This window comes from Corynebacterium sp. ACRPO (genome assembly GCF_022347205.1).
In the GTDB taxonomy this organism is placed as follows: Bacteria; Actinomycetota; Actinomycetes; order Mycobacteriales; family Mycobacteriaceae; genus Corynebacterium.
Genome location: NZ_JAKRNE010000001.1, coordinates 14,058 through 32,854 on the forward strand (window position 1 = coordinate 14,058; position 18,797 = coordinate 32,854).

An 18,797-nucleotide genomic window follows, 5' to 3' on the forward strand; every position below is an offset into this window, starting at 1 on the left:
GGGCCTTTCTCTAGGAATCGAAAACGGGCGGTTCAACCTGACGCAAGATCAGCGTAGAACGCGGCTGCACCGTGATCGTACCCTCTGCCTCAATAAGGGTTTCCTCCGCGGGGTAACCGCCGGAATCGGCGGTATCGACCATCAGCCGCCACGTAGCGCCGAGATCCTTGGTGGGCAGGGTGAACTCGATTTCGCCGTCGTGGGAGTTAAAAATCATGATGAAGGAATCATCGGTGATGCGCTCGCCGCGGGAGGTGGTTTCCGTGATGGCATTGCCATTGAGGTAGACCATAAGGGCGCGGCCGAAGTCGTGGTCCCAGTCGTCCTGGGTCATCAGGCGGCCCGAAGGAACCAGCCAGGCGATATCGCGTTCCTTCACATCCGCGCCGAGCGGGCCGCCGGCGAGGAAGCGCTTGCGGCGGAAGACGGGGTGGTGGTTGCGGATGGCCAGGACGCGCTTGGTAAAGCCCAGCATCGCGGCGGATTTTTCCTCCTCCAGCATGGACCAGTCCATCCATGACAGCTCGTTGTCCTGGCAATAGACGTTGTTATTGCCGTCTTGCGTGCGGCCAAATTCATCGCCATGCGAGAGCATGGGAGTGCCTTGGGAAAGCAGGAGAGTGGTCAGGAAGTTGCGGGTCTGGCGGCGGCGCAGCTTGCGGATATCGTCGTTATCGGTGGGGCCTTCCTCGCCACAGTTCCAGGAGCGGTTGAAGGATTCGCCGTCGCGGTTGTCCTCGCCGTTGGCCTCGTTGTGCTTGTCGTTATAGGAAACAAGGTCGCGCAGGGTAAAGCCATCGTGGGCGGTGATGAAGTTGATGGAGGCGGTGGGGCGGCGGTCATTATCGGCATAGAGATCCGAAGAGCCGGTCAGGCGGGAGGCGAATTCACCCAGGGTGGCGGGCTCGCCGCGCCAGAAGTCGCGCACGGTATCGCGGTACTTGCCATTCCATTCGCTCCAAATGGGCGGGAAGTTGCCCACTTGGTAGCCATCGTGGCCGATGTCCCAGGGTTCGGCGATGAGCTTGACCTGGCTGACAATAGGGTCTTGCTGGACTAGGTCGAAGAAGGTGGCGAGCTTGTCGACGTCGTCAAGCTCCCGCGCCAAGGTCGCCGCCAGGTCGAAGCGGAAGCCATCGACGCGCATCTCCGTAACCCAGTAGCGCAGTGAGTCCATAATCAGCTGCAGCGAGTGCGGGTGGCGGACATTGAGGGAATTGCCGGTTCCGGTGTAATCCATGTAATGGGCCTCATCGCCCTCGACGAGGCGATAGTAGGCGCCATTATCGATGCCGCGAAAGGCAATGGTCGGGCCCATGTGGTTGCCCTCGGCGGTGTGGTTATAAACCACATCGAGGATGACCTCGATGCCGGCCTCGTGGAAGGCGCGGACCATGGTCTTGAACTCGGAGACCACCTCGCCTGGCTTCTTAGCAAAGGCATAGTCATGGTGTGGGGCGAAAAAGCCGAAGGTGTTATAGCCCCAGTAGTTACGCAGGCCTAGGTTGCGCAGGCGATCGTCCTGCAGGAATTGGTGGACGGGCATGAGCTCAACGGTGGTAACGCCAAGCTCTTTGAAGTAGTTAATGACGGCCGGGTGTGCCATGCCCGCGTAGGTACCGCGGAGCTCTTCCGGCACGTCGGGGTGGGTCATGGTCATGCCCTTAACGTGGGTTTCGTAGATGACCTTTTCGTTATCGGGAATATGGGGGCGGTGGTCGCTGCGCCAGTCAAAGAAGGGGTTAATCACCACAGACAACATGGTGTGGCCCAGCGAGTCTTCTTCGTTGCGGCCGGTGCCGGGTTCCTCGGCGTGGATGTCATAGGAGTAGAGGGAGGCATCGCCGTCGAATTCGCCGTCGAAGGCGCGGGCATAAGGATCGACAAGGAGCTTGGAAGGGTCGCAGCGCAGGCCGTTTTCTGGTTCATAGGGGCCATAGACGCGGTAGCCGTAGCGCTGGCCAGGGGTGACATTGGGGAGGTAAATATGCCACACATGGGCGGTGACCTCCGACATTTCGATGCGGTCTTCGTTGCCTTCCTTATCAATGAGGCAGAGCTCGACCTTGTCCGCTACTTCCGAAAAAAGGGCGAAGTTGGTGCCGGATCCATCAAAGGTGGATCCCAGTGGGGTGGGTTTGCCGGGCCAGATTTGGCGGCCGTAGCGCTCGGTGGGCGTGGGGACTGCGTCCATGGCGGGAGTGTTCATGCCCACGAGCATAACCACTTTCTAGGCGCCGGCGCCGTGCGTAAGTCCAGCGTTAATAATGCGTACGCCGCGTATAAGGTCTGCGCGATAATCTGTGACCGGAGACTCACCGGTGGTTTCTGCAAGCTGGCGTTGGGACTGTTCCATTAAGGTGGCGCCGAGCACGAGGTGAATGGCGGAGAGCGCGGCGGCGCGGTGGGCGCTGTCGGCAGCAAGGGTGCTGCGCGTGGCGGCAGCGGTGAAGGCCGTCAAGAGGCGGTCCCAGGCAGGGGCCTGCGGGAGGGAGAGGCCGGCAATGACTACCTCGGCGCCGTCGCGGCGGGCGAGCAGCAAATCACGGAGGTTGAGGCTGATGTCTTCGAGAGACTCCCCAGAAACGGGGGAGATAATCTCCTCTGCTAGGGCTGCAATGAGCGCTTGCTTATTGGCAATGTGCCAGTAGAGTGCGCTGGGGGCAACGCCGAGGGAGGAAGCAACGCGGCGCATGGTGACGTCCCCAAGCCCATAGGAATCAAGCAGGGAAAGCGCGGCGCCGATAATACTCTCGCGATTTATGTGCACCTTGGCAATTGTACGGACTTGGCCGGGCGGGACGGTAGTTCACAGGTTCTTTTAACGGAGTCTCAATGTCATTTCCATCGTCGGGTTGTTAGTATTGCGAAGACAAATAAGAGGCCGCTCTTGGGGTGGCTTCACATTCGCAAGATTGATTCAGGAGCTTTCCCTTGTCCTTTTTGACCCCTGCAAAGAAGTCCCTCATCGCAGTTGCGCTGGTCACCCCGCTGGCTTTGGCTGCGTGTGGTTCGGATGACAATGACGATTCCAAGAAGGCTTCCGCCACCACGGCATCCAAGTCTTCTGAGGATAAGTCTGCAGATAAGTCCGAGGACAAGGACGCCGATAAGTCCAAGGACAAGGACAAGGATAAAGAAAAGGATCAGAATAAGGACGGTGAAAAGAAGGACGCCGCTGCAGGTGCAAAAGGCCAGGAGGGCGAGGACGGCGCTGGCGAGGGGCCAGATCAGCTGGCTAACCCGCTGAACAATGGTGAGGATCCTTTCGCTGGCGCGAAGGACATCAAGCCGATTGAAGGTGGCCAGAACGCTAATGATGCCGATAAGCAGGCCATCGAGCAGCTGGTTCGCGGCCAGCACGAGATCGATAATGTGAAGGAATACTTCAACTACATGCCGCAGCACGCCTGCCAGGCAGTCCGCGATGAGCAGTCCCAGGAGTTTGGCCAGTACCAGCAGTACGTCGATAGCCTGCCGAACCAGTCCTTTGCCGAGTACGCCAACACCATGCGCCAGCAGGGCGGTGGCAACGCCGAGGTAGAGAAGTTCGCTAGCCAGTTGGAGTCCATCCCGCAGTCGACCAAGCTGCAGTCCGTCAATGACGTTGTGGTCAACGGCGACGATGCTTCTGCAACCGTGAGCGTGTCCAACTCTGAGGGCACCGAGACCTCCACGGTCCGCTTCCGCCGCGAGAATGGTAACTGGACCTTCTGTAACTAAGTTGTCTCTGTTAAAGCGCCGGTTACCCCGCACCCTAGGTTTTGGTGCGGGGTTACTCGCGTGTGCGCTCCTGGTTTATGGCGTGGCCGGTGCGCTGTGGGGGCTTTTCCGCCCGACGCTTACCGGCCATGAGGTAGACGATGGTGGCTATGCCATCGATGCGATGGGAAGCGTTCAGTTCATCGCCTTTATTACCTTTGCCCTCATTACCGGCCTGCTTGGTTTGTTCTTGGGGCTGGGCGCGTACCTGCGCCGGCAAGGGCGGGGCTTGTCGATGCTCCTGTGGGTCGGCGTGTGTGCCCTGGCTGGGGCAGCGTCCTTTTATGTCTTTGGCGGGGTCACCGCCACGCATCCGCCAGAAAACCCAGGGGAAGTTGTAGAGTTCGCCCCGAATTTTTCCCCAGCCATCTCGTGGGCGGTGGCGCCCTTTATGGCGATGTTTGCTTATTGGTCCACGGCCTTTGTCAGCGCCGATGAAGATTGGTGATGTGCGCGCCTAGGGCCATTCGACGGGCGAGGCACCTGTTACTTCGTGTGCGATGTCATCGATGCCGTGCAGGATGTGCTTGAGCCCGCGGCCGATGGTGCTAAATAGTTGCGGGCGGGTAAGGCCCGCGGCGGTAATGGTGGCGGCATCCATCCGCACTTGCAGGCCCTCGGCGGTGTGGTGGCAAAATGCTACGGCGCCGTGGTGGGCGCGATTCCAGTCATTGCAAATGAGGAATAGCCGGGTAAATTCCGCCTCGTCCAGGCTGGGGTCCCAATGCCCTTTGATAATGAGGCTGGGCCCGTTGTCCAGTGCGAAGGCGAAAAGAACGTCATTGACCCACGCGTAGATCGCCGTGGCGCCGTCGCTTTGGAAGCGCTGGATGCCAATAAGCGGCAGGATCTCGGCCAGGCTATCGAGGGTGAAGGGTTCCAAGGGGGCGTCGGCAAGCGGGGCAAGCTCCGGTGAGGCTTCGCGCACGAGGCCGGGATGGGATTGGGCGAGCAGATCCATGAGGACCTCCGCATTGCGCAGCGCCGGTAGGAGGAATGCCGCGAGCTGTTCGCGGCTGGGGGAGGTATCGGCCGGCAGATAGCTATGACCGGAAACGCTCACGCAGTCAGGCTGATCATAATCAACCACGACGGCCGGGGAGAGGCAATCGTGGTTCCACTCGTTGGCTAGGTGTGCGAGCTCGGAGATCTCGCTGAGATCGACGCCGCCGCGGGGGCTGGTGTGCAGGTGGAGCACCGGTTCTTCCAGCTGGTCTATAAAGATGAAGGTGGAGCCGCCTGCTGCATGCGGAACGAGAAGCTCGCCAGTAGGCAAGGCCCAGCAGGTCACGTCATTATCGCGGGCAATGGTGTGGGCATGCGCGAGCAGAAGAGAGGGTTCAATTTCGCTCATCGCTGCCACCACCTTAAAGCTGTGTTGACATCGAGTCTATAGCCCAAACCGGCCCCCTCGCTGGCGTTTGACCATTAGGATATTGGTTTAATAACAGAAATCCGATAGGGAGAAGAGGAGTCGGGAATGCTTCGCACCATCGATCTGCGCGGCCAAGAGCTGCGCCCCGCCCAGCTGCGGCGAGTTTTGCCGCGCGGTGGCACCGACGTCGCCGCCGTGGTGGACAAGGTGGCGCCGCTGGTTCATCGAGTACGTCAAGAAGGCGCTGCGGCCGCCTTGGACTATGGCGAGCAATTCGATGGCGTGCGCCCAACCCACCTGCGGGTGCCCCAAGCGGAGCTGGAGAAGGCCGCCTCCGGACTAGACCCGCAGGTGCGCCAAGCGATTGCGGCCTCCATTGAGCGGGTCCGCAAGGTTCACGCCGAGCAGAAACCGGCCGCGCACGCCACCGAGCTGGCGCCAGGTGCCACGGTGACCGAGGTCTTTCGCCCCGTCGAGCGCGTTGGACTATACGTGCCGGGAGGCAAGGCGGTCTATCCGTCCTCGGTGATTATGAATGCCGTGCCAGCGCAGGCGGCCGGCGCGGAAAGCTTGGTGGTAGCCTCGCCGCCACAAAAAGAGTGCGGTGGCCTGCCTCACCCCACGGTGTTGGCCGTGTGCCAGATGCTGGGCGTGGATGAGGTCTGGGCGGTAGGAGGCGGCCAGGCCATCGCGCTGATGGCCTACGGCGATGATGACGCCGAACTAGCCCCTGTGGATATGATTACCGGCCCTGGAAATATCTTCGTCACCGCGGCCAAACGGCTGGTGCGCGGCGTGGTGGGCACGGATGCCGAGGCTGGGCCGACCGAAATCGCCATTATCGCTGATGACACCGCGAATCCGGTGTATGTGGCCTATGACCTTATCTCCCAGGCCGAGCATGATCCGATGGCCGCGAGCGTGCTCATTACGGCATCGCCAAGCCTGGCTCAGCGTGTGAAGGCGGAGGTAGAGGCGCGCTACGGTGCCACCGCTAATGCGGAGCGAGCGGCCGAAGCTCTAGGCGGCGAGCAATCCGGAATTGTGTTGGTCGATTCCCTGGATGCAGCGGTGGCGGTGGCCAATGCCTACGCTGCTGAGCACCTGGAGATCCACACCGCAGAGCCCGGCGCGGTGGCCGAGCGGATTAAGCACGCCGGTGCCATCTTTGTAGGGGACTTTGCTCCAGTGCCGCTCGGAGATTACGCGGCTGGTTCCAATCACGTATTGCCCACCTCCGGTACGGCGCGCTTTTCTGCCGGTCTTTCTACCCATACCTTTATGCGGCCGGTCAACCTCATTGAATATGACCGAGCTGCGCTGGAAGAGATTGCCCCGCACGTAATCGCTTTTGCGGAGGCCGAGGGGCTGCCCGCCCACGGCGAGGCTATCCGCGCCCGATTCGAGGAGAATTAAATGACGCACTTGAATGATCTTCCCCTGCGCGAGGAGCTGCGCGGCAAGTCTGCCTATGGGGCGCCGCAGCTCCACGTGGCCTACCAGCTCAATACCAACGAAAATCCTTATCCTCCCTCGCAGGCGCTGGTGGATGACTTGGTGGCGGAGACCCAGCGCCTTGCCACCACGCTCAATCGCTATCCGGAGCGCGATGCGGTGGAGCTGCGCCAGGCCTTGGCGGACTACGTTTCTGAACAAACCGGGGTGCGCGTGGGCTATGCGCAGGTGTGGGCGGCCAATGGCTCGAATGAGATTTTGCAGCAGCTGTTGCAGGCATTCGGCGGTCCAGGCCGCAGCGTGCTCGGTTTCACCCCGTCTTATTCCATGCACCCTATCCTCGCGGATGGGACCCATACGCAGTTTGTGGAGTGCCCGCGCGATGAGAATTTCCGCATCGATATGGACCGGGCGCTGGCAGCCGTGGCGCAGCACCAGCCGGATATCATCTTTGTGACTACGCCGAATAACCCCACTGGCGGGGTGACCAGCGTGGACGATATTGCCGCGCTTGCCGACGCCGCCCCGGGCATCCTCATCGTCGATGAAGCTTATGGCGAATTCTCTTCCTCGCCTTCTGCGGTGACGCTGCTGGATAAATACCCCACGAAGCTGGTGGTCTCGCGCACCATGTCTAAGGCTTTCGATTTTGCCGGCGGCCGTCTCGGATACTTTGTGGCGGACCCGGCCTTTGTGGAGGCCGTAATGTTGGTGCGCTTGCCGTACCACCTGTCCGTGCTTTCCCAAGCAGCGGCGACGGTGGCGCTGCGCCATAGCGCGGATACGCTCGCCACCGTGGAAAAGATTGCCACCGAACGCGAGCGGGTGGCCGCTCGCCTGCGCGAATTGGGCTATACCGTCCTGCCGAGCGAATCCAACTTCCTCTTCTTCGGGCGCTTTGCTGACCAACACCGCGTGTGGCAACAGTTCTTGGATAAGGAAGTGCTCATTCGCGATGTTGGCATCGCAGGCCACCTGCGCATGACGGTGGGGCTGCCAGAAGAAAATTCGGCCTTTTTGGCCGTAGCTGAGGACCTTGCGGATACAGTAGTGGCGGATTCCCCGCTCGCAGGAGAAAGGAGCGAAGCATGAGCAACCGCGTAGGACGCGCCCACCGGGCAACGTCGGAATCGCAGATTTCTGTGGACATTGACCTCGATGGCACGGGACGCAGCGATATTTCCACCGGACTGCCTTTTTTCGATCACATGCTCACGGCCTTTGCTACTCATGGCAGCTTGGATCTCACCGTGCAGGCTGAGGGCGATGTGGAGGTAGATGCCCACCACACTGTGGAAGATACCGCCATCGTGCTCGGCACCGCGCTGCGTGAGGCGGTGGGGGATAAGGCCGGCATTCGCCGCTTTGGCTCCCAGCTTTTGCCCATGGACGAGGCCTTAGTGGAAGCGGTGGTGGATTTTTCTGGGCGCGCCTATTTCGTCATGAACGGCGAACCAGAGCACCTGCAGTGGCAGACCATCGGTGGGCATTACGCCACCGTGATCAACCGCCACTTCTTTGAAACGCTCGCCACCCACGCTGCGGTAACGCTCCACCTCAACGTGCGCTATGGGCGCGATCCGCATCACATTACGGAGGCGGAGTATAAAGCCGTAGCGCGTGCGCTGCGCGGTGCGGTGGAATTAGACCCACGCCAAACTGGAATTCCATCGACGAAGGGAGCACTCTAGAACGCATGCACTTTATGATCTTGGTCCTCTTCCTCGTAGCCGGCATGTTGGTAGGAGGCGCATGGTCTGCCTACCAACAGGGGTCGAAGGCGATGACAGTCGTAGCCTCACTTTTGGCCGCAATCACTGTGGTAGCAGCTATCTCGTGGATGGTAGGAGCGTTTGGTAAATGAGTACAACCCAAGAAACCAATATCTGGAAGATCCCAGGCTACACCGCCACCATGGTGGCCATTGCCGCGGCGTTCGGTGCTTGGTCCATCCTCCTTCCCGTAGTGCCGCTAGCTGTCATTGACTCCGGCGGTTCAGCTACCTTGGCGGGATCATCCACGGGCATCTTCATGGCCTTTACCGTGCTGACCCAGATCATTTCCCCGTGGCTCTTGCGCCGGTGGGGCTACCGCCGCGTGATGGCGCTTTCTGCCTTTACCTTGGGTGTACCTGCCTTCGGCCACCTCTTGGGCACCGATGCTTGGGTTGTCCTGCTCTTTTCCGCTCTGCGCGGCGTGGGCTTTGGTGCGCTGACCGTTTCTGAGTCCGCGCTCATTGCGGAACTAGCGCCCGTACGCCTGCTGGGCAAGGCTACCGGCATGATTGGTGTCTTTACTGGCCTGGGCCAGATGGTCTTTTTGCCCTTGGGATTGATCATGGCGGAAAAGCTGGGGTATGCCTCGACGTATATCACCGCCGGCATCATTGGTTTCGTGGGTTTTGGCATGTGTTTGCGCATTCCCAAGATCAAGGTCACGCTCGCCTCCGATACCGAAGAGGAGCCGAACCTTATCCGCGTTCCTACGTGGAAGCTGGTGCTCGTCCCTGCGTTGGCGCTGACGACGTTTTCTATGAGCTATGGCGCCGTATCATCCTTCCTGCCGCCGGCGGTGCAAGAACTTGATGCCGAGCGCGGCGCCAGCCTGGCCGGCATCATGTTATCCATCGTGGGCGGCGCCGCCATGATTTTCCGCTACTTTGCCGGCATGGTGGCAGACCGCGTGGGCACTCCTGGCCGGCTCTACATCCCCAGCCAGATCATGGCCATCGTGGGTGTGCTTGCCATTGCCGTTCCTCTCTATCTCGACGGCTCTGTATGGTGGCTCGTGTTGGGCGCCTTCCTCTTCGGCGGTGCCTTTGGTATTGCGCAAAATGAGGCCTTGCTGTCGATGTTTGATCGCCTGCCGCGTGAGCGAGTTTCGGAGGCTTCGGCCATCTGGAATATCTTCTATGACGGCGGCACCGGTTTGGGCTCGACCCTTTTGGGCGCCTTGGTCGCCGGCTACGGCTATGCGGGGGCGTTTGGGGCCGGCGTGGCCATCCTCGTTGCTGGTTTGCTTATGACGGTGGCAGACTTCGTACTCGGGCGCACCCGGGTGAGCGAAACCAACGATATCCGGACGCGTCTGCGCCGTATGCGTAAGGTGTAGCCCATGGCAAAGACGGTCGCATTATTGGATTATGGAGCGGGCAACGTGCGCTCGGCACAGCGCGCACTAGAACGAGTGGGCGCGGACGTCACCGTTACCGCGGACCCCAAGGAAGCGGTGGAAGCGGACGGTCTGCTTGTCCCCGGCGTGGGTGCCTTTGCTGCCTGCATGCGCGGGCTACGGGCGGTCCAGGGCCCGAGGGTCATCGGCCAGCGCTTGGCGGGGGAGCGTCCGGTGTTGGGTATTTGCGTAGGCATGCAGGTGCTTTTCGACGCCGGAGTAGAACACAACATCAACTCCACCGGTTGCGGCGAGTGGCCCGGTACCGTCGAAAAGCTGCACTCTACGGTGTTGCCGCATATGGGGTGGAATACCGTAGAGGTACCCGTCGGCAGCGATATGTTTGCTGGAGTGGCCGAAGACGAGCGCTTTTATTTTGTGCATTCCTATGGCGTTCACCGTTGGGAATTGGAAACGGAAATTACCCGCCCGCCGCTGGTGAGCTGGGCCGAGCACGCAGGAGATAGGTTTGTCGCGGCGGTAGAAAACGGTGCGCTGTGGGCGACCCAATTCCACCCTGAAAAATCCGGGGACGCCGGTGCACAGCTTTTGGAAAACTGGATGCGCACGCTCTAGGTAGGATGATGGATATGACTTTTACGCTTTTGCCCGCAGTCGATGTATCTCAAGGCCAAGCCGTGCGCTTGGATAAAGGCGAAGCAGGCACCGAAACCTCGTATGGTTCCCCGCGCGATGCCGCGCAAAAGTGGCAGTCCCAAGGCGCGAACTGGCTGCACTTTGTGGATTTGGATGCGGCATTTGGTCGGGGCTCCAACCACGAAGAAATGGCGATGATTACCCGCGAGCTGGGTGTAAATGTGGAGCTTAGCGGAGGCATCCGGGATGATGCCGCGGTAGAGCGCGCGCTGGCTACCGGTGCGCAGCGCATTAGTATCGGCACGGCTGCTCTAGAGCAGCCGGAATGGATCGAGGACATCCTCGCGCGCTTTGGCGATAAGGTCGCCGTGGATCTCGCCGTGCGCGAAGAGGGCGGCGAATGGCGGACCGCCGGCAATGGTTGGGTCTCCGATGGCGGCGATCTGTGGGAGGTACTCGAGCGCCTCGATGCCGCCGGCTGCCAGCGCTTTGTGGTGACAGATGTGTCTAAAGACGGCACGCTCACCGGACCTAATATTGAGCTCCTGCGCGAGGTAGCGATGGCGACGGAAGCAAAGATCACCGCCTCTGGTGGCATTTCCAGTGTGGAAGACCTGCGCGAGCTGGCGCTTTATGCAAATGAGGGCATCGATTCCGCCATTATTGGCAAGGCCCTGTACGAGGGGAATTTCACCCTCGACGAAGCTCTCGCTGCGGTGGCCGAGGTAGAGCCGCTGCCGGCGGAAGAAGCCATTGACCCTTTCGACCCTGAGGACAACTAAGTCATGATGGAACCCCGCGAGTTGGTGGCCTTCGCGGAGGCGGCCGTAGACCAAGTAGAACCCATTTTTCGCTCCGGCCTCGGAGCTGCGCCCGCCCGTTTTAAGGGGCAGGGAGATTTCGCCACCGAGGTAGATCTCGTCATTGAGCAACAGCTGCGCGATATTTTGACCCAGATGACTGGCATCCCGGTCTATGGAGAAGAATCAGGCGGCAGCGTGCTCGATACCGTGTGGGTGGTAGATCCGATCGATGGCACCGCAAACTACTCTGCCGGAAACCCCATGGCCGGCATCCTGGTGGCGCTCATTCATGAGGGTACGCCCGTTGCTGCGGTATCTGACTTCCCGCTTCTGGGGCGCCGTCTGGTCACCTGCGATGGCTCCCCGCTGCGCTCAGTAGGTGGGCCTGCCACTGGTTTTGGTGGAGGGGACGAAGCAATGGGTTTTGATGAAGCACGCGGTCACGTGGGCTGCTCTTCCCACCTGCCCACCGACATTTTCCACGAGCTGCGCGAGACCGGACTGCGCCCGCGGATGACCGGTTCTGTGGGGCTTGATAATGCCTTCGTCGCGCAGGGTGTGTTCGATGGCGCGATTAACTTCTCTCCGCACCCATGGGATAACGCCGCGGGAGCACTGCAGATTCAGGCCGCTGGTGGCGTTGTCACCGATCCGGAAGGAAATCCGTGGACCGCGCAGTCGCGCGGCATGGTGGCAGGTACCCCGCAAGTTCATGCCACCATCGTGGATATCTTGTCTCGTCACACCGGTTCATTTCACCGCTAAGACTAAACACCCAAAGAAGGAGGCGGCCGCCATGGCTGTAGCCGTACGCGTGATCCCCTGCCTAGACGTGGACCAAGGCCGCGTGGTCAAGGGCATTAACTTTGACAACCTGCGCGATGCGGGCGACCCAGTGGAGCTGGCCGCGCGTTATGACCACCTAGGAGCCGATGAACTTACCTTCTTGGATGTCTCTGCTTCTACACAAGGGCGCTCCACCATGCTCGAGGTCGTGCGCCGCACCGCAGACCAGGTATTTATTCCATTGACGGTGGGCGGCGGAGTTCGCAGCGTTGATGACGTCCGAGAATTATTGCGCGCCGGGGCAGATAAGGTCTCTGTAAATACCGCGGCCATTAATAATCCGGAACTGCTGCGCGACATGGCTGAGATTTTCGGGGCTCAATGCATCGTGCTGTCCGTTGATGCCCGCCGGTGCCGCGAAGAGTATGCGCCATCCGGCTTTGAGGTCACCACGCACGGCGGTACGGAATCGGCCGGGATCGACGCCATCGAATGGGCACGCCGCGGCGAGGAACTCGGCGTAGGGGAGATCCTTCTTAACTCGATGGATGGCGACGGCACAAAGGAAGGGTTTGACCTTGAGTTGCTGCGCGCCGTGCGCGCAGCGGTGACCATTCCCGTTATCGCCTCTGGCGGCGCGGGAAACGCCGCAGATTTTCCACCGGCCGTCGCTGCTGGCGCCGATGCCGTCTTGGCAGCAAGCATTTTTCACTTCGGTGAAGTAGAAATCAGCGACGTGAAAGACGCACTTGATGCTGCGGGCTACGAGGTGCGCTGATGAGTACCCCGGGCAACTATGAACTTAACGGGGACATCGCCAAGCAGCTCAAGCGCAATGACCAAGGCTTGGTGCCGGCCATTGCCCAAGCTGAGTCTGGTGAGGTGCTGATGATGGCCTGGATGGATGACCACGCTTTGGCCCATACCCTCGCTACCCGCAAGGCAACATATTTTTCGCGCTCGCGCAATGAATATTGGGTCAAGGGAGAAACTTCTGGAAATACCCAAGAGGTGCTGGGCGTTCGCCTTGACTGCGATGGAGATACTATTCTGCTGACCGTGCGGCAGCGCGGCGGCGCCTGCCATACCGGTGACCGCACGTGCTTTGACGCCACCGATCTCCTAGGAGGGCAACCGTGAAGGCTAGACGCCTTGGACCACTACTTATCGCTGTAGGAGCCATCGTATTGTGGCTGTCCTCTCGTGCTACGTGGGTGGTAGCCGCCAGCGAGGACGACAAGGCCGGCTCCGCAGCCAATGACATCATCGGCTCGGCCTGGTCGCTGGAGATCATGGCCCTGACCCTAGTTCTAGTAGCCGGTGCCGTCGCGGGGATGGCGCTGCGGCGCGTCGGTAGGCGAGTGGTGGGCGTAGTGTGCGCCCTCGCGGCCGCGGTCAGTGCATGGACCCCGGTGAGCCTGCTGACTGCGGGCGCGGACGCCGAGCGCGCGCAGAAAATCCTGCAGGGGGCCTCAGCCAATGAAAACGCCGTTGACTCTGCCCAGATCTCTGACTGGGCCACAGTTGTTTCCACCGAGGTGCATTCCCTGGGACCAATTCTGGCCCTAATAGGTGCGGCAACAGCCCTCTTCGGTGCAGTCATGCTTGCACGCAATCCGGGCGTAGATAAGGCGAAGGCATCTAGCAAATACGAAACCCCAGCGGCACGGCAGGCAAAGTTGGAGGAGGATTTGGAAACCTCTTCCGACTCTGGCCGCGTGATGTGGGACGCTCTTGATAGTGATATCGATCCCACCGATATGGACAAAAAATAGCCCCGTTTCCTGTGTAATTTCCGGAACGGCATGCTAGCGGGTTAACCTAAATGTGATTTTAATCGCCCGTGGAGGGAGGTGCTGATGCCTACGCCCATTGCCGTTGACCACCTTGTTGCAGGAGTCTTGGAGGACGTCGCTGCGCGGGAAGCTCGCGTGTCTTTCAAAGAGGTGAAAGCCCGCTCGCGTGACATGGAGCCTCCCCGGGATGCCCGCGCGGCTTTGCTGCGCACAGGCTGCTCGGTCATCACAGAGCTCAAGCGCGCCGTACCCTACGGTGGTGAAATCGCACATGTTGGCTCTGCGGAGCAGATGGCGGAATGGGCCCGCACCTTTGAACACTGCGGCGTACATCTCATGGCATGCCAGACCGATTTCCGCCGTTTTCATGGTTCTTTGGAAGACATGGCAGTCGCCCGCGCTGCGATTGATATTCCCATGATGTCACGCGATCTCATCGTGGACCCTTACCAAATTCATGAAGCCCGGTGCTTTGGGGCCGATGCTATTCCGTTGCAGGTTGAACTCTTAGAGCAAGCTCGCCTGGAGGCGCTTTTGGATCGGGTGGAATCGCTCGGTATGACCGCCATCGTAGAGGTACGCAACTGCGCCGAGGTTGACCGCGCAATCAAGGCAGGAAGTAGCGTCATTGCCATCAATGCGTGGTCGTTGGCTTCGGATGCCATTAACCGCGAGGCGTTTAACGATATCGCCCCGGGCTTACCCGAATCCATCCTGCGCATCGCAGTAGGCGGGGTAAATAACGCGCGCAACCTGTTTCACTATGCTTCACGCGGCGCCGATGCAGTTTTGGTGGGCGAATCAGTCATGGCTGCCCAGGATCCTACGGCGCTGGCGCGCTCTTTGGTGGCTGCCGGGCAGCATCCAGCGTGCCCCGCGCGCAAGATAGAATAAGACCCCAACTAGCTGGTGGGGTGGGGGATAAGGCACACTGGCTACGTGTACACAGAAATTCTTGCAAATATTCCGTCTCCGCCGCAGGGCGTGTGGCAGTTGGGGCCCATTCCCATTCGTGCCTATGCGCTGTGCATCATCGTAGGTATTATCGTCGCCTTGCGAATGACCTTACGCCGCTACACCGCACGCGGCGGTAACCCAGACACAGTATGGGATGCCGCCATCGTGGTCATCCCAGCCGGCATCATTGGCGGGCGGCTCTACCACGTCATTACCGATAACCAGAAGTACTTCTGCGATGGCTGCAATCCCGCGGACGCGCTGAAGATCACCAATGGCGGACTGGGTATTTGGGGCGCCGTAGCCTTGGGCGCACTAGCTTTGTGGGTGCTTTTCAAAGTGAAGAAGGTGCCGCTCGGCCCCTTTGCTGACGCGGTGGCGCCAGGCCTCGTCCTCGCGCAGGCGATTGGACGCCTAGGTAACTGGTTTAACCAGGAGCTCTATGGGCGCCCGACCGACGTTCCGTGGGCTTTAGATATCTATTACCGTGTCAATGAAAATGGCGGCTATGCTCCCGTTTCCGGACACTCCACGGGTGAGGTCATGACCTCGGTACACCCGACTTTCCTGTATGAACTCGTGTGGAATGTCCTGGTCTGCCTTTTCCTCTTGTGGGCTCACAAGGCCTGGAAGTTGGGGCACGGGCGCGTCTTTGCCCTCTATGTCATGGGCTATACATTGGGGCGCTTCTTTATTGAAGGGATGCGTTCCGATGAAGCAACCCATATCTTTGGGGTGCGCGTAAATATCATCGTCTCCCTTGTGATTTTTATCATCGCCGCGATTGTCTTCTTTGTGCTTGATAGGCACCGGCAGGGCCCAGAGTCCCCCGAAGAGGTGGATACTAAATATTGGGCGGAGCGCCGGGATGCTGATGAGCACAGTGATGAGCACGCGGTATCTAATGGACAGCAACCGGGTTCTTTATCGACGTAAACACTGCCCAAGTGTGTCCGGTTGGTTTTGGTCGTGTGGGAAACGGTGCATTTTGGGGTGCCCGCTCGGAAAATGAAACCGAGAAATTGTGGCCCCAATCCTTTCGGAGGAGTAGGTTGGGGAGTGTTCAATTTCCCCCGACGGAATAGGCCAATAATGCTGGATAGAAGAACGAAGATTGTTTGTACTCTCGGCCCCGCCGTTGCTAGCGAGGATGGCATCTTGCGCCTCGTACAGGATGGCATGGACGTTGCCCGCCTGAATATGTCTCACGGCGAGCATGCAGACCATGAGGCGAATTACAACTGGGTGCGCCAGGCCACCGATAAGACCGGCCGCGCCGTAGGTATCTTGGCGGACCTCCAGGGGCCCAAGATTCGCCTTGGCCGCTTTATCAATGGCGAGGAGCAGTGGGATAACGGCCAGATCGTCCGCATTACCGTGGACGATATCGAAGGCACCCATGACCGCGTCTCCACCACCTACAAGGGCTTGGCCAAGGACGCCAAGCCAGGTGACCGCCTGCTGATCGACGACGGCAAGGTTGCCGTTGTTTGTAAGGAAGTCGACGGCAACGACGTTGTCTGTGAGGTCACCGAAGGTGGACCGGTTTCCAATAACAAGGGCGTTTCCCTCCCTGGTATGGATATCTCCGTGCCGGCTTTGTCGGAAAAGGATATCGCTGACCTGCGCTTCGCTTTGAAGCTCGGCGTTGACCTCGTGGCACTGTCCTTTGTCCGCTCCCCAGCAGATGTGGATAAGGTCCATGAGATTATGGACGAAGAGGGTCGCCGCGTTCCGGTCATTGCCAAGCTGGAAAAGCCTGAGGCGGTAGACGCACTCGAGTCTATCGTGCTGGCATTCGATGCCATCATGATTGCCCGTGGTGACCTCGGTGTTGAGGTGCCGCTGGAGCGCGTGCCGCTGTTCCAGAAGCGCGCTATCCAGATTGCTCGCGAGAACGCTAAGCCGGTCATCGTGGCTACCCAGATGCTGGATTCCATGATTTCTAACCTGCGCCCGACCCGTGCAGAGGCTTCCGACGTGGCTAACGCCGTTCTCGATGGCGCTGATGCCGTTATGCTCTCTGGTGAGACTTCCGTGGGTATTGACCCGCAGAACGTCGTGCGCACCATGTCTAAGATCGTGGCTAATGCTGAAGATGGTGGCAAGGTTCCACCGCTGACTCACGTTCCGCGCACCAAGCGTGGTGTGGTGTCCTATTCCGCCCGCGATATTGCCGAGCGCCTCAATGCAAAGGCTATCGTAGCCTTTACTACCTCCGGTGATACCGCTAAGCGAGTGGCTCGCCTGCACTCCCAGCTTCCGCTGTTGGCGTTTACGCCGGACCCAGCGGTTCGTTCCCAGCTGGCTCTGACGTGGGGTGCTGAGACCTTCTTGAGCCCGCACGTTAAGTCCACCGATGACATGATGGAAGCCATCGATGATGCATTGCTGGAGATGGACAGGTACGAGGAAGGTGACATGATTGTCGTCATTGCTGGTACTCCTCCAGGAATTGCTGGCAACACCAACATGATTCAGTGTCACTTGTTGGGTGAAACCAAGAAGTAGATTTTTGGCACGAGCGCCGCGACCCACCCTTTAACATGTTCCACGGGTCGCGGCGCTTTTCTATATACATTTATACAAATGTAGATTTATATTTACCTCGTGTACACTCAGCGGTTGCTTTCCTGACATGCGGCTGCAGTACTTTTTGGTTGTTCATGTTTCAGCTTCTCTACACATTCAAAGGACAACTGCACAATGACCTAAATCAGGCCGACTTGGCCTCAGTGGCTGCGCTTACCGTCATTCATTTTCATTTAATTGTCAATAAGCGTCGACGGGGGTAGGCTGAGTGCATGGCACACGAGCACCACGACCACGATCACTCCAGCACGCCGCTGCGCGCACTCTTGATTGCACTAGGCATTACCGGCACCGTCTTCTTCGCGGAGCTGATCGGCGGCTGGTTGGCGGGTTCGATGGCGCTGATGGCGGATGCGATGCACATGCTTTCCGACGCTGCGGGGTTGATCATCGCGGTGTTAGCGGTGTTGGTTGGGCGCCGACAAGCATCGGCTCAGGCCACGTACGGCTACCGACGAGTGGAGGTGCTTGCTGCACTGGCGAACGCAGTGATGGTGCTGGCGATCTCGGTGTGGATTGTCGTCGAGGCGGTGCGCCGCCTGCAGAGCCCGGCCGAAGTGCAGGGAAAAACGATGCTGATCATCGCGGTGATCGGCCTGGTGGCGAATGCGCTATCGGCGTGGGTTCTGCACCGGCACCGCAAATCCTCGATCAACGTGGAGGGCGCGTTCTTGCACGTGTTAGTGGATATGCTCGGCTCGATCGCAGTAATCGTGGCCGGCATCGTGGTACTGACCACGGGGTTTGTGGCGGCGGACGTGATCGCCTCCCTAGCGATCGCGGCGATGGTGCTGCCGCGCGCCTGGCAGCTCATGCGGCTTTCGGCGAGCGTGCTGCTCGAGCAAGTCCCGGCGGACTTCGACGCCAGTGCGATCGAGCCCGCGCTGCGGCAGGTCGAGGGCGTTGCTGACATCCACGACCTGCACCTGTGGAGCCTGGACGGCGTGAACGTGCTCACGACCGTGCATATCGTGCGCGACGGCACCGTCGGCACCGGCCCGCTGTTGGATGCCGCCCAGCAGGCCCTGCGCGAACACGGTATCGAGCACTCCACCATCCAGATTGAGCACCCAGAGCACGAATCCCACGAGACGGTGTGCTGATTCCCTTCTAACCTGACTTAGGCCAATTTTGTGCGGAAGTTCGCGGCCGGTGATTACTTGGATGGTGGCAGTGAGGTCGGGCGGGAATGGTACGGCGGCGTGAATGGTTTCGCCGCCAACGACGAGTTGAAAGCTGCGGTATTTCTTGAGTGTTCTCACGAGGCGTTTGATGAAGTGACCACTGCGGGTCTCCATCAGGTGGGTCACGGCTAGTGCTGCCATCACAATATTGGGATGTGCTGTGATCGAGTTTTGTTCCTCGCATAGATTGGGCGTGCTTTCAGGTCTGATTTCGACATCCGATACGACATTTTCAATGTGGAATAGCCTGCGGTAATGCCCGATAACCTCCTGGGCGGGAAGAGCGGTCAGGTCGGTTTCATAGCCTTTAATTCCGGCT

Annotated in this window: 21 protein-coding genes; 18 read left to right on the forward strand and 3 right to left on the reverse strand. The window is 59.7% G+C overall.

Annotated features, from left to right (window positions below):
- Positions 1–10: 10 nt before the first annotated feature.
- Positions 11–2,209 carry a glycogen debranching protein GlgX gene (gene glgX, locus MHY22_RS00070; RefSeq protein WP_239277376.1) on the reverse strand — a complete coding sequence of 733 codons (2,199 nt, stop codon included), beginning with the start codon at positions 2,207–2,209 and terminating at the stop codon, positions 11–13.
- A gap of 21 nt (positions 2,210–2,230) precedes the next feature.
- Positions 2,231–2,770, reverse strand: coding sequence for a TetR family transcriptional regulator (locus MHY22_RS00075; RefSeq protein WP_239277377.1), 540 nt, complete (start codon positions 2,768–2,770; stop codon positions 2,231–2,233).
- Positions 2,771–2,934: 164 nt separating this feature from the next.
- Here MHY22_RS00075 and MHY22_RS00080 point away from each other — a divergent pair, with 164 nt between their 5' ends.
- Both MHY22_RS00080 and MHY22_RS00085 read left to right on the forward strand, forming a co-directional pair.
- Positions 2,935–3,723, forward strand: a complete 789-nt coding sequence (locus MHY22_RS00080) for a hypothetical protein (protein ID WP_239277379.1) — start codon at positions 2,935–2,937, stop codon at positions 3,721–3,723.
- Between the two features lie 82 nt (positions 3,724–3,805).
- Positions 3,806–4,210, forward strand: a complete 405-nt coding sequence (locus MHY22_RS00085; protein WP_225746752.1) for a hypothetical protein — start codon at positions 3,806–3,808, stop codon at positions 4,208–4,210.
- A gap of 9 nt (positions 4,211–4,219) precedes the next feature.
- On the opposite strand, the gene MHY22_RS00090 is transcribed toward MHY22_RS00085, so the two are convergent.
- Positions 4,220–5,116, reverse strand: coding sequence for a YbjN domain-containing protein (locus MHY22_RS00090; RefSeq protein ID WP_239277380.1), 897 nt, complete (start codon positions 5,114–5,116; stop codon positions 4,220–4,222).
- Positions 5,117–5,242: 126 nt separating this feature from the next.
- Here MHY22_RS00090 and hisD point away from each other — a divergent pair, with 126 nt between their 5' ends.
- From hisD to MHY22_RS00170, 16 genes are all read left to right on the forward strand, one after another.
- Complete coding sequence (gene hisD, locus MHY22_RS00095) at positions 5,243–6,553, forward strand: histidinol dehydrogenase (protein WP_239277382.1); 1,311 nt, start codon at positions 5,243–5,245, stop codon at positions 6,551–6,553.
- On the forward strand, positions 6,554–7,684 hold the full coding sequence (locus MHY22_RS00100) for a histidinol-phosphate transaminase (protein WP_239277383.1): 1,131 nt from the start codon (positions 6,554–6,556) through the stop codon (positions 7,682–7,684).
- Positions 7,681–8,283 (forward strand): imidazoleglycerol-phosphate dehydratase HisB, encoded by a 603-nt coding sequence (gene hisB, locus MHY22_RS00105; protein WP_239277384.1) that lies wholly within the window; start codon positions 7,681–7,683, stop codon positions 8,281–8,283. The genes MHY22_RS00100 and hisB overlap by 4 nt, the downstream gene beginning before the upstream one ends.
- Before the next feature lie 5 nt (positions 8,284–8,288).
- The gene (locus tag MHY22_RS00110) at positions 8,289–8,456 is read left to right on the forward strand and encodes a hypothetical protein (RefSeq protein ID WP_005324605.1); all 168 of its coding nucleotides are present in this window, start codon (positions 8,289–8,291) and stop codon (positions 8,454–8,456) included.
- A complete protein-coding gene (locus MHY22_RS00115) occupies positions 8,453–9,703 on the forward strand; it encodes an MFS transporter (protein ID WP_225746757.1) in 1,251 nt (416 codons plus the stop codon). Before MHY22_RS00110 ends, MHY22_RS00115 begins: the two co-directional genes overlap by 4 nt.
- A gap of 3 nt (positions 9,704–9,706) precedes the next feature.
- Positions 9,707–10,339 carry an imidazole glycerol phosphate synthase subunit HisH gene (gene hisH, locus MHY22_RS00120; RefSeq protein ID WP_239277385.1) on the forward strand — a complete coding sequence of 211 codons (633 nt, stop codon included), beginning with the start codon at positions 9,707–9,709 and terminating at the stop codon, positions 10,337–10,339.
- 14 nt (positions 10,340–10,353) lie between these two features.
- On the forward strand, positions 10,354–11,142 hold the full coding sequence (gene priA, locus MHY22_RS00125; RefSeq protein WP_239277386.1) for a bifunctional 1-(5-phosphoribosyl)-5-((5-phosphoribosylamino)methylideneamino)imidazole-4-carboxamide isomerase/phosphoribosylanthranilate isomerase PriA: 789 nt from the start codon (positions 10,354–10,356) through the stop codon (positions 11,140–11,142).
- A gap of 3 nt (positions 11,143–11,145) precedes the next feature.
- Positions 11,146–11,928 (forward strand): inositol monophosphatase, encoded by a 783-nt coding sequence (locus MHY22_RS00130; RefSeq protein ID WP_239277387.1) that lies wholly within the window; start codon positions 11,146–11,148, stop codon positions 11,926–11,928.
- Between the two features lie 31 nt (positions 11,929–11,959).
- The gene (hisF, locus tag MHY22_RS00135) at positions 11,960–12,727 is read left to right on the forward strand and encodes an imidazole glycerol phosphate synthase subunit HisF (RefSeq protein ID WP_239277389.1); all 768 of its coding nucleotides are present in this window, start codon (positions 11,960–11,962) and stop codon (positions 12,725–12,727) included.
- Positions 12,727–13,089 carry a phosphoribosyl-AMP cyclohydrolase gene (gene hisI, locus MHY22_RS00140; protein WP_150851219.1) on the forward strand — a complete coding sequence of 121 codons (363 nt, stop codon included), beginning with the start codon at positions 12,727–12,729 and terminating at the stop codon, positions 13,087–13,089. Before hisF ends, hisI begins: the two co-directional genes overlap by 1 nt.
- Positions 13,086–13,724, forward strand: coding sequence for a TIGR02234 family membrane protein (locus MHY22_RS00145; RefSeq protein ID WP_239277390.1), 639 nt, complete (start codon positions 13,086–13,088; stop codon positions 13,722–13,724). Before hisI ends, MHY22_RS00145 begins: the two co-directional genes overlap by 4 nt.
- 84 nt (positions 13,725–13,808) lie before the next feature.
- Positions 13,809–14,639, forward strand: a complete 831-nt coding sequence (locus MHY22_RS00150; RefSeq protein WP_239277391.1) for an indole-3-glycerol-phosphate synthase — start codon at positions 13,809–13,811, stop codon at positions 14,637–14,639.
- A gap of 45 nt (positions 14,640–14,684) precedes the next feature.
- On the forward strand, positions 14,685–15,638 hold the full coding sequence (gene lgt / locus MHY22_RS00155; RefSeq protein WP_239277394.1) for a prolipoprotein diacylglyceryl transferase: 954 nt from the start codon (positions 14,685–14,687) through the stop codon (positions 15,636–15,638).
- 159 nt (positions 15,639–15,797) lie between these two features.
- Positions 15,798–17,213 (forward strand): pyruvate kinase, encoded by a 1,416-nt coding sequence (pyk, locus tag MHY22_RS00160; protein WP_065419714.1) that lies wholly within the window; start codon positions 15,798–15,800, stop codon positions 17,211–17,213.
- A gap of 293 nt (positions 17,214–17,506) precedes the next feature.
- Positions 17,507–18,397 carry a cation diffusion facilitator family transporter gene (locus tag MHY22_RS00165; protein WP_005324622.1) on the forward strand — a complete coding sequence of 297 codons (891 nt, stop codon included), beginning with the start codon at positions 17,507–17,509 and terminating at the stop codon, positions 18,395–18,397.
- A gap of 30 nt (positions 18,398–18,427) precedes the next feature.
- Positions 18,428–18,610 carry a hypothetical protein gene (locus MHY22_RS00170; RefSeq protein WP_005324624.1) on the forward strand — a complete coding sequence of 61 codons (183 nt, stop codon included), beginning with the start codon at positions 18,428–18,430 and terminating at the stop codon, positions 18,608–18,610.
- Positions 18,611–18,797 lie beyond the last annotated feature (187 nt).

Excerpts from the sequence above, each read along its gene's own strand:
- hisB (WP_239277384.1), top strand. The coding sequence starts at position 7,681 with ATGAGCAACCGCGTAGGACGCGCCCACCGGGCAACGTCGGAATCGCAG.
- MHY22_RS00130 (WP_239277387.1), top strand. The coding sequence starts at position 11,146 with ATGATGGAACCCCGCGAGTTGGTGGCCTTCGCGGAGGCGGCCGTAGAC.
- hisF (WP_239277389.1), top strand. The coding sequence starts at position 11,960 with ATGGCTGTAGCCGTACGCGTGATCCCCTGCCTAGACGTGGACCAAGGC.
- priA (WP_239277386.1), top strand. The coding sequence starts at position 10,354 with ATGACTTTTACGCTTTTGCCCGCAGTCGATGTATCTCAAGGCCAAGCC.
- MHY22_RS00115 (WP_225746757.1), top strand. The coding sequence starts at position 8,453 with ATGAGTACAACCCAAGAAACCAATATCTGGAAGATCCCAGGCTACACC.
- MHY22_RS00090 (WP_239277380.1), bottom strand. The coding sequence starts at position 5,116 with ATGAGCGAAATTGAACCCTCTCTTCTGCTCGCGCATGCCCACACCATT.
- MHY22_RS00150 (WP_239277391.1), top strand. The coding sequence starts at position 13,809 with ATGCCTACGCCCATTGCCGTTGACCACCTTGTTGCAGGAGTCTTGGAG.
- hisH (WP_239277385.1), top strand. The coding sequence starts at position 9,707 with ATGGCAAAGACGGTCGCATTATTGGATTATGGAGCGGGCAACGTGCGC.
- hisD (WP_239277382.1), top strand. The coding sequence starts at position 5,243 with ATGCTTCGCACCATCGATCTGCGCGGCCAAGAGCTGCGCCCCGCCCAG.
- MHY22_RS00100 (WP_239277383.1), top strand. The coding sequence starts at position 6,554 with ATGACGCACTTGAATGATCTTCCCCTGCGCGAGGAGCTGCGCGGCAAG.
- MHY22_RS00165 (WP_005324622.1), top strand. The coding sequence starts at position 17,507 with ATGGCACACGAGCACCACGACCACGATCACTCCAGCACGCCGCTGCGC.
- hisI (WP_150851219.1), top strand. The coding sequence starts at position 12,727 with ATGAGTACCCCGGGCAACTATGAACTTAACGGGGACATCGCCAAGCAG.
- glgX (WP_239277376.1), bottom strand. The coding sequence starts at position 2,209 with ATGAACACTCCCGCCATGGACGCAGTCCCCACGCCCACCGAGCGCTAC.
- MHY22_RS00110 (WP_005324605.1), top strand. The coding sequence starts at position 8,289 with ATGCACTTTATGATCTTGGTCCTCTTCCTCGTAGCCGGCATGTTGGTA.